Below are 9,396 nucleotides of genomic sequence, written 5' to 3' on the forward strand. Positions count from 1 at the left end.
AAGTCGTTAATATTCAGTCAGTGCATCAGAATGAGGGCTATCTTACCACAACCTTCGTCCCATTCACCATGTAGATGCCGCTTGGCAATGCCACTGTGCGTGTCTCGCCAGCCTTAAGAGAGGTAGTGTCTATTGTCTGTCCGTTGATGTTGCGGATATTGGTGCGCAGGTCCTTCGTTGCCGTGATGGTCAGCTTGCCTGTCTCTGCCGAGAACATGAAGCCGGCACTCGTCGTTGCAGTCTCCGTAGCATTGTCTATCCACGATGTCTCAGTGTTCGGCTCAAGCGAGATGTTGAGGTAGCGCACATTGTTAGCTCCGTTCTGACATGCGTAGTATGATCGGAATGGCAATACGTACACATCATGGAATCTATCGTCGAGGAGAAGTGATGAGATGAACTTATCCTTGTTGAAATAGAATATTCCGTCAGTCTTCGGCACTTTCACTCCGCAGTATGATCCGTAGTTCACGAGGGTTGTAGCTTCGCCCTTGATCTTGCCCGTTGCAGTCTCACCCTGGATGAGAGGCTGTGTGAGCGTTGCCGGTGTAGCCTCGATAGTAGAACCGCTCTGGCGAACAACGAAGAGTACCTTGTCGCTGTTGGTTTCCTCCATCTGGTCGATGCTCACGATGTAAGCCTTGTTTGGCTGTGTAACGAACTGTCCTGTGAATGGCGAGAAGTGTGCGTCTGCCTCGTAGATATATTCGCCTGTCTCCTGAGCGTTGCTGAATGTGTTGTCGGTATTCATCGTGTAGAACGTGAATGCGCAGTTGTCTTTGGTCTGCACATAGCTTCCTGTCTTTGTGTCCACTGCCACTGTGAATGGGAGCATCAGCGATACCCATTTCTTTGTTTCATTGTGGTTGAGCGTCACCTTTCTCTTGTATACCACCTCGTTGGCAGCATTGAGTCGGATGCTGTAAGGAGCGAAGAACGGCTGCTGGTCTACCAGTTCGATATCGTTTTCCGACACGAAATCGTCACCGGAGAGGGATTTCGTCACTACGTTCTTCAGGTTGGCTGTCACACCCTCTGGCATATAGAGCAGTGCGTTGTCGCCGAGCTTTGCCTTGAGGTCGGTGAGAGTTCCCCATGCAGGATCCGTATCACTGAAGAGAAGCGAGTTGATGTTGCTGGCATCGAAATAGAGGATGTGCTTGGTGTCTACAGGAGCGTTCTCCTTCTTGGCTTTGATGTCCTCATCAATCTTGTCGATAATCTGCTTTGCGTATACATATCCCTGACCTGCTGCGATAGGCTGGTTGACGGTGTCTTTCAGCGATACCTTCACGCCTACGTAATAGTTTGCGTCATAAGTGTTTGGCACTACGGCGTCTTTGTACACCTTGGTATAAGTCAGCTCCGGCACATAGTCTACTGTAGTCAACTTGAGGTCTGTAGAGTAGTATGCATAGAAGGCATGGCGTGGAGTAGTCGTAGGAGCGATGTTGTAGCGGGTCTCGTCGCAGACCACGAGATAACGCTTCACGTAGTCGTCACCATTGTTCACGACCATTTCATTCCATGTTCCGCCCTGAGTTTTGTATGCTGCATTTGAATAGCGGTTCTCTACATAATAGTGTGTATCGTCACCTGTTGTTCCAGCCTTGAAGATGTCGGAGTTGTTACACTTGAACGCCTGTGTTCCTGCCACCTTCACTTCAATCTTCTTGGTGTAGTCGTAGTCGGCAGCCTCTGAGCGATGAGCCTGGAGGTTCTCATTAATCAAATCGTAGTAATCAGACTTCACGAAGTGGTAGCGAGAGTGCTTGCCCTCTGAGCCAATGTTAGTGTATGTCTCATCAGCATTCTTGTGGTGGAGTCCCTCGAAAGCGAAACGCAAACCATTAGTACCGAAGTTTTTAGGCACTGCGAAATCCACCTTACCGTTAGTACCGATGGTGAAGTCGTCGGCGAGATACTGGTTCTTGAGTTTCTTCTCTCCCGATGGCTGGGTACAAGAGATATCCATCTTGTCGATGTATGGGTTGAGAGCCTCAAGCTGTACCTGCAGGCAAACGTATGCCAACTGATCACCTGTAAGTCCTTCAATCTGGAACTTGATGGCGTCGTTGTTAAGTTTCTCAAGAACGATGTCGCCAGTTGGATTGTCTTTGTTTACTGCCACTTCTTGAGCTACACCATTACCTGTCTTGTCAAACATCCTGACAGTGAATGAATTGTCAGAGCTTGTAACCGTTGAGTTAACAGCGATAGCATTAGACTGAGTAATGTTATAGGCGGCTTTACCATTACTATCATAAGAAATTATGTAAGAATTTGTACCGCTGACATAGAAGAGGGTTGTACCATCGGTATTAAATGAAGAGGCTTGGTTAGACTTGGTCGTAGTTTCCAAAGAATAGGTTGTAGGACCAAACCAAATGTGGCGTAAATAAACCGTTGAATTACCAGATGTCGTTGACAACTTTCCATCAGCAGCATAATTCCATACCACTTTGGTTGCAGTGAACTTCAGACTGGCATTCATATACTTACCCTTACCGTCGGTGATATAGATCTTGTCACCTTTCTTGATGTTCTGAGCAACATTATTTGCGTAAACCAAGCGAGCGCCCACAATACGATAGCCTACAGGGATGTTGACTTCACCCTGTGCTACGGCATCAGTTGGTGTTTCAAGCCAATAAGTACTGTTCTTGAGACCAATATAAGCATTAGTTCCATCGAAGTTTAATTTGGCAATGTTTCCATCACCAGCGGTTTCTGGTTTAGCAGCACCATCTACTATACCTGCATTTTCGTATAACAGAAAGTCAGCCTTGAGGTCCTTCACTTTGGTGTAAGTGTACTTATATGAAGTATAGTCATTTTTTGTTTCTTGTTTGATCGGTCCGAGGTCAACTCGCTGAGTCTGGAAAGGCAAAGCAAGACAACTCACGCCACTAGGCAAAGTGGTGACACCCGGTCTGAGGTTTTCATTGAACTTATCTGTACATTCGAAAGTAACGACAAAGGAAGTAATTTTAACCCTTGCAATCGCATTTTCTAAATGCTCCTGTTTAAAATAGAGGATATTACCCATATCTGAAGCGTTAAGAGAAGTACGCTGTATAACAACACCCTTATCATTTTGCTTCACAGAAACACTTGCGAGGGTTGAACTGAACGAAGAGTTCATTTCTATGAAAGTACTTTGAGTCGCACTATTGCTAGCATAGTCCATTACAATTTTGTAACTCGTAAAACGATAACCTTTAGGCAAAGACAATGACATATGGTTAATGGTAGTGGATTTGGCACCAGAAGCAAATACCATATATCCATCTACGACACCAACATTATTTGCATGTTTTGCCATAAGGCCATTATCAGTGAGCGTGCTTTCATCAGAATTCAGTAATGTCATTGGCAACTGATTGTGAACCCATGCTCCACCGTAACCTGCTTCATGTTGTTCTGATCCATAACTCAACGCCGATATCACATTACCGGTCTTTGGACTAATACTAACGGTCTGCGCACAGAGACCACCGCAAATCATCGTCAAGATGAGAATTGCGGCAGCCCTGATTACGCTTCTGTAATTAGCGACATTTAAATTTGTAGTTTTACTTTTCATAATTTTTAGTTTTTGTGGCGGCCTCCCGAAGGAGGCTGTCCATGATTAAACTTACTTTTTTGTTAGCGACATTATCTGTTTTAAGATTCACAACATTATTAATTATTGCTTACTTATTTTATATATGGAGAACCTGCGACCATAAAGATTCAGCAGGTGTGTTGGCTTGTTTCCGATAAACCTGTCGGTCTAAGGTGGCGACCGTCGTGTCAGGTTCTTGTTTGTTGTAACGATGCAAAGTAAATGAAATAATTCCATACTTGCAATAATTTCATTTGACTCATTGTAGCAATACACTTTGTTTTATGTAACGCTACGCAGAATAATACAATTGTTACAAAACAACACGTTTTTTATAAAATTTGGATACAAAACAAAATAAACCAAACAGGATATTTTTTACAAAGTTACAAAATCAATGAATGTCGTAAATTATCGCATCAAGCTAAAGCACAACGTTTTACAAAATATGAATAGCATAATAACGCAATTTGTAACATTTGCTATCTACAAAATAATGCGACATATCGCAAGAGAGGCTTGAAATGTAATTATTTTGCTATTATTAACAAAGAAAAGAAGTATGAATAAAAGAAAAGAATTATATTTGCAGCGAATACATAACACATTAATATATATTATCTCATCGCAATTAAAGCTATCAATACTGACCACACAAAGAAGACTTACCGAGAAACCTCCTGGAAAACGTCATCACTCCTTGACACAGAAGCAAGCAAGTGAAATATAACGGCGAATAAGGAAGTGGACCGATACCGACAACGGAAGTGGATGTTAAAGACGTGAAAGGAAAAGACAAATGGAGAAGAAACTAAACACTATATTGCTGATACTGGCAGTGACTATCGCCTTCATAGCTTGTTCACAGGATGAACAGGCAAAATCAACGGCTATAAAGAAGGCAAATTCCAAATACACCTTCGAATACGTTAGAGGCATCAGTCTGACTCAGCCCAAGCGCGCCCTGAAGATGATTGAGACCGGAAAGAAAGACGGTTCGATGACGAACATCGAGGCTAATTACCTTATGAGCATGGTTTACTACAACGGGCTGAGAAACTACAGCAAGGCGGCAAACTATGCCGTGGCAGCCCTCAACGACCCAGACATCAACAAATATCCGGAAAAGGAAAGGCAACTTTACAACATGGCTTCATCGCAGTTTTACAGCTGCGGCAACTATGTGGAAAGCCTTACCATGGCAGACAAGGGCATAAAGTTGGCATACGAGCATAAGGACAGAAAGCTCATGTCACAGCTGCTGATGACCATCGGCGAATGTCATGGCGAAGTGGGAAACATGTGGCATGCCATAAATACCTTCGACCGCTGCATACAGATAATTACAGAACAACTGAAGAAGACTCCCGACTGGGACACATATTTCGACCTCGCCACCGTGTACTCACTGAAAGCGAATTCGGCTATCGACATCAAGGAATACAAGCTGACCTGTTGGCGGAATTAATTTAGTGCATACTTAATTCTGCCAATGGGCTTGTCGTTAATGAAGTTTACGTATTGCAGAATGGTAAGTGCACTAATTTTGCCAATGATTCTGGCAAACAAACCATTCGTTATTTTCGCGTAGTTCCTGATGACCAGGAACTGGTCTGTAAGTTGAGAGAATATTGTCTCAATCCTCTTTCTTGCCTTTGCAAACGGAATGAATGTTGGTTTCCAGTCCTTTTGGTTGAGCCGATACGGACACTCCAGTCTTATGTGTGCGGTTTCGAACAAGTCAAGCTGTACGTCAGCTCCAATATACCCTTTGTCACCATAGATGCTACAGTCGTGATAAGTATGTTTTACATCCTTCATATAATGGAGATCAGCTACACTTGCCTTTGACAGATCATAGGAATGGATAACTCCACTTAACCCACAGAGAGCGTGTAACTTATAACCAAAATAATACGTATTCTGCGAAGCACAGAAGCCGAAGTCGGGAGCTTGCGAGAAATTGCCGGTACGCCCCATCTTGCAACGTTTTCCTCTTGCAACCCTACAAACCTCTATCGGCTTGGAGTCAACAAAGAACTGTTCCTCTCCGCCATCCATTTCCATGGCAATCCTCTTGCGCAGTTCCTCACACAGGCCTGACGTTTTCTTCCTGCGGTCATTGAACTGTCTCCTTGATATGAGATTGGGAATGCTGTCCTTGTACTCTTGCAATTTATAGTCGAACAACCACTTCTCACTATCAATGCTCTCGGTCTCTGCCGTCAGGGATAGCGCCACCACTTCCAAATCCGAAAACTTGGGAACAGGACCACGACGTGGAACATTACCCGATTCATTGACGAGATTTTCAGAGAATTGCTTGCATATCTCAAGTATTTTGACGAATTTTGTATAAAGGTTGTACATACGATGGTTCGAACTTAATGTTTTGGTCACTACTAAGTTACTAAAAATCAGCGATATGTACAACTTTTTACTCATATTTATCAACTTAAATTAATTCCGCCAACGGGTAAGCTGGTAATCGACATGCAGCCGAAATACAAGAAATGCCTGGACAAGCTGAACAAACTGAAGGAGGATGTGAGCGGTGCCAACGACGTGGCAAACGCCGGATACTACTCGCTATTGTCAATAGCATACGAGAAGAGCGGCAATCATGCAAAAGCAAGGGAATGCTTCGACAACCTGCTCTCCACACGTACTGCCCTCTTGCCCGACGGTGCATCATACGTAGTGCCTTATCTGCTGGAGACAAAGCAATACAAAGAGGCGTTGAAAAAAATCAACGAAGAGGAGAATACTTGGATGTCGCACGGAAGAGACACCGTGGACTACACTTACTCCAACACCATACTCATGAACAAAGCCCGTGTGCTGCAGGCTCTCGGAAGATATGAGGAGGCGATAAATACCGGAATGAGGGCATATAACCTGAGCGACTCGCTGACACGACGCATCAAGGAGCAGAACGCCACATGGCTATCGGAGAAGATGGGCAAGAAAGTGCTGAAGAGTTATATAGAAAACCAGGACAAGCAGCTGACGATAAACAGATGGGCAAACATCATCATGGGTGTATTGCTCTTCATCTGTATCACACTGATTGTCTTCGTCATTCGCGACAACAGGATAATAAAGAACAAGAACAGGGTGTCGTCATCGCTCATCGGGGAACTGTCTAAATACAAAACGGAACTTTTCGACAGGATGTCGGAACATCCAGACAAGGTGAATAATGCAGCATCAGCCAATGACAAGGCATCTGCAACAGATGACAAAGGAAAGGCTGTGAACTCCGGTGAGACAGTAAAGACGGAAAAGAAGACTGACAGCAAGGCTCACAACGAGGAGTATGAGCAATTCCTGAAGATTGAGAAGATAATATTCGAAAAGAACCTGTTCATCCGCACCAAACTATCGAGAACCGAAGTGGCAGCCGAAGCCGGAATGTCGACAAGCCATTTCAATGCCGTATTCGACAAATACTCACAGCTGACGTTCACTAACTATATCAACAACCTGCGTATGGAGCGTGCGGCAAAGCTGCTGAAGGAAAAGCCGAACTATTCTATCGAAGCCATCGCCCAGGAATGCGGTGTGCCGGTGAGACAGACGTTCTACAGACTGTTCTCAAAGAAATACGGTATGACTCCGGCGGATTATAGAGACAATATCTAATCCTAAAACGGGATTAAGCCGTCTCCCTCCAATGGTAATCAGGACGCTTAACCAAAATCAAGCATCAGGACGCTTGATATATTAATTTGAACCGACAGAACCCGTTTTATTATTTCATTAGCGGGTAAAATCAGATTTTCATCAGTGGAGCAGGAAATGGCTTGAGGGACTTACAGTTTCTCCAGCGCTGCCACCACGATTTTTTCTCTCCCCATCTCGAGCAGTCCCTGTCTCTCCAGCTCATGCAGGGCTTTAGAAACATTGAGACGGCTCTCGCCGATCTCCCTTGCCAGTCTCACCATACCAACGACAAGCGTTTTCTTGCCGGCAGGATGGAGACAACGGGAAGAGAGGAAAAAAGCAATCTTCTTTCTGATGCCCTCCGGTCTTCGGCGCCAGGGCAGATGCTGCATCCTTTGAGTCAAAGTGCAAAGGATATTCATCAGATTGAGGCGGAACACCTCAGAGGCAGTAACGATTTTCATTATCTCCGCCTTGTCTATCGTCAGGAGGTTACACTCCGTGGCGGCAATGAATTTGCGTGAGTACCGCTGTGTCAATCCGAACAAACGCTCGGGCTGCAACACGCAAGGCGTGGCAACACACTCCACTATGCGATACCCACCATCGTCGGCAACCGTCTCCACATCCAGTTCGCCCTGCAAGACAAACGACAGTCCGTTGCACACCTCTCCTTCGGCAACAACCGTTCCGCCCCGCTCCACCTTGGAGAAGCCAAGTTTGACATGAGCTATGGCATTGTCAAACTCGCTCAGGCTCATTCCCTGGAACAGAGGAAGGCGAGCCAGCAGACTATATGGATTGAAGTGATTACCCACGATATTTTATTTATCCACGATATATCCCTTCATCGAAGGAGAGAACCACACAGCATTCTTTCCTTCAGAATCAGAATAGATGAAATAAGCCATCAGCTCCGTGTGCTTCTCCAACACCTTCTTCGCCTTGTCGAGACCGAGCACCATGAATGATGTGGCATAGGCGTCGGCAGTGGCGCAGTTGTCGGCTATCACCGTGGCAGACAGGATATTGTGCTGCACGGGGCGACCGGTCTTGGGGTCGATGGTATGGGCATATTTCTTGCCGTTCTTATAATAGAAGTTGCGATAGTTTCCACTTGTCGCCATCGCCTTGTCGGTGACATTGAGCACGGTCTGCAGTTCCTGGTTCACGTTCAGCGAATCGTCGGTAGGCTTCGTAACACCGATCTTCCACGGCATACGCTCGTCGTTGACGCCACTCACCACAATCTCTCCTCCTATCTCCACCATATAGTTCTTTATTCCCTTTGAGGCGAGCAGGCGCGCCACCATATCACAGCCATAGCCCTTGGCGATGGCACTGCAGTCGAGCATCGTGGCTGAATTCTTCTTCACCACTCTCCCACTCTTCATGCTTACCTTATGGAAGCCCACAATCTTCCTCAGCTGGTTTATCTTCCTGTTGTCAGGCATCTTGCCGTGTTTGAATCCGAATCCCCATGCGTTCACCAATGGCGCCACGGTGATGTCGAAAGCTCCGTCGGTCTCTCCAGACACCTGTTCTGCCAACTTGAACACCTCGGTGAACATACTGTCAGCCACGACATCCTCATTGCGGTTTATTCTGGAAATAATGGACTTTGGATTGAAAGTGGAAAGCGAATTGTCCACCTTCTTCAGCTCAGCCTCGATTTCCGGCTGCAAGTCTTTGTCGCTCTGATATGTAATATTGTAAACGGTGCCGAACACGAAGCCCGTATTCTTCTGGAACGGAGCATTGCGCTGCTTGGCTACAATCAGCACCGCCGCTATAACGACAAACGAGAGGATACCCAACTTGAGGTATCTCATTTTCTTTTTATTATCCATATTTCTTTGATTTGTCTGCATTTATGTCTTTTTGAATTATACCTTATATACCTTTATTATATATCGACGTATACCTTCAGTTCTTACATCAACATCAGAGATTGCCTTCCTCTGGATGCACCATGCTATATATCCAGCGAGATGTTGAAGAGAGCACCGAAAGCCGTAGTGCCAGTCTTTCCGAATCCGGGCACATACCATGACTTGCCGAGCTTTCCCTCGTCTGCTGTCAGCTTCTGCTTGTAGCGCAGGCTCCAGCCGAGATGCAGCGGA

At 45.5% G+C, this 9,396-nt stretch carries 7 protein-coding genes; 2 read left to right on the forward strand and 5 right to left on the reverse strand.

The window, feature by feature from the left end; all coding sequences use genetic code 11:
* Positions 1-37 precede the first annotated feature (37 nt).
* Complete coding sequence (locus CCC32_RS11950; protein WP_287074771.1) at positions 38-2,800, reverse strand: hypothetical protein; 2,763 nt, start codon at positions 2,798-2,800, stop codon at positions 38-40.
* Between the two features lie 1,606 nt (positions 2,801-4,406).
* Between CCC32_RS11950 and CCC32_RS11955 the strand changes: the two genes are divergently transcribed.
* Positions 4,407-5,075 (forward strand): hypothetical protein, encoded by a 669-nt coding sequence (locus CCC32_RS11955; protein ID WP_287074773.1) that lies wholly within the window; start codon positions 4,407-4,409, stop codon positions 5,073-5,075.
* Here the strand turns inward: CCC32_RS11955 and CCC32_RS11960 are convergent.
* On the reverse strand, positions 5,072-6,052 hold the full coding sequence (locus tag CCC32_RS11960) for an IS982-like element IS1187 family transposase (protein WP_287071389.1): 981 nt from the start codon (positions 6,050-6,052) through the stop codon (positions 5,072-5,074). The two genes, CCC32_RS11955 and CCC32_RS11960, sit on opposite strands and share 4 nt — an antisense overlap.
* A 48-nt stretch (positions 6,053-6,100) precedes the next feature.
* Here CCC32_RS11960 and CCC32_RS11965 point away from each other — a divergent pair, with 48 nt between their 5' ends.
* The gene (locus CCC32_RS11965; RefSeq protein ID WP_287074775.1) at positions 6,101-7,252 is read left to right on the forward strand and encodes a helix-turn-helix transcriptional regulator; all 1,152 of its coding nucleotides are present in this window, start codon (positions 6,101-6,103) and stop codon (positions 7,250-7,252) included.
* Between the two features lie 170 nt (positions 7,253-7,422).
* Here the strand turns inward: CCC32_RS11965 and CCC32_RS11970 are convergent, their stop codons facing one another.
* The 3 genes from CCC32_RS11970 to CCC32_RS11980 all read right to left on the reverse strand — a co-directional run bounded on the left by CCC32_RS11970 (position 7,423) and on the right by CCC32_RS11980 (position 9,392).
* Complete coding sequence (locus CCC32_RS11970) at positions 7,423-8,091, reverse strand: Crp/Fnr family transcriptional regulator (protein ID WP_287074777.1); 669 nt, start codon at positions 8,089-8,091, stop codon at positions 7,423-7,425.
* A gap of 6 nt (positions 8,092-8,097) precedes the next feature.
* Positions 8,098-9,105, reverse strand: coding sequence for an FAD:protein FMN transferase (locus CCC32_RS11975; RefSeq protein WP_287074779.1), 1,008 nt, complete (start codon positions 9,103-9,105; stop codon positions 8,098-8,100).
* Positions 9,106-9,248: 143 nt separating this feature from the next.
* The gene (locus tag CCC32_RS11980) at positions 9,249-9,392 is read right to left on the reverse strand and encodes a DUF6048 family protein (RefSeq protein ID WP_287074786.1); all 144 of its coding nucleotides are present in this window, start codon (positions 9,390-9,392) and stop codon (positions 9,249-9,251) included.
* Positions 9,393-9,396: the final 4 nt, after the last annotated feature.

Origin of the sequence: Prevotella sp. LMAG:51 (assembly GCF_008680225.1) — a bacterium.
In the GTDB taxonomy this organism is placed as follows: Bacteria; Bacteroidota; Bacteroidia; order Bacteroidales; family Bacteroidaceae; genus Prevotella; species Prevotella pectinovora.

What these genes read in the sequence shown, in the direction of transcription:
- CCC32_RS11965 (WP_287074775.1), top strand. Translation starts at nt 6,101, where the DNA reads ATGCAGCCGAAATACAAGAAATGCCTGGACAAGCTGAACAAACTGAAG.
- CCC32_RS11955 (WP_287074773.1), top strand. Translation starts at nt 4,407, where the DNA reads ATGGAGAAGAAACTAAACACTATATTGCTGATACTGGCAGTGACTATC.
- CCC32_RS11975 (WP_287074779.1), bottom strand. Translation starts at nt 9,105, where the DNA reads ATGAGATACCTCAAGTTGGGTATCCTCTCGTTTGTCGTTATAGCGGCG.
- CCC32_RS11960 (WP_287071389.1), bottom strand. Translation starts at nt 6,052, where the DNA reads ATGAGTAAAAAGTTGTACATATCGCTGATTTTTAGTAACTTAGTAGTG.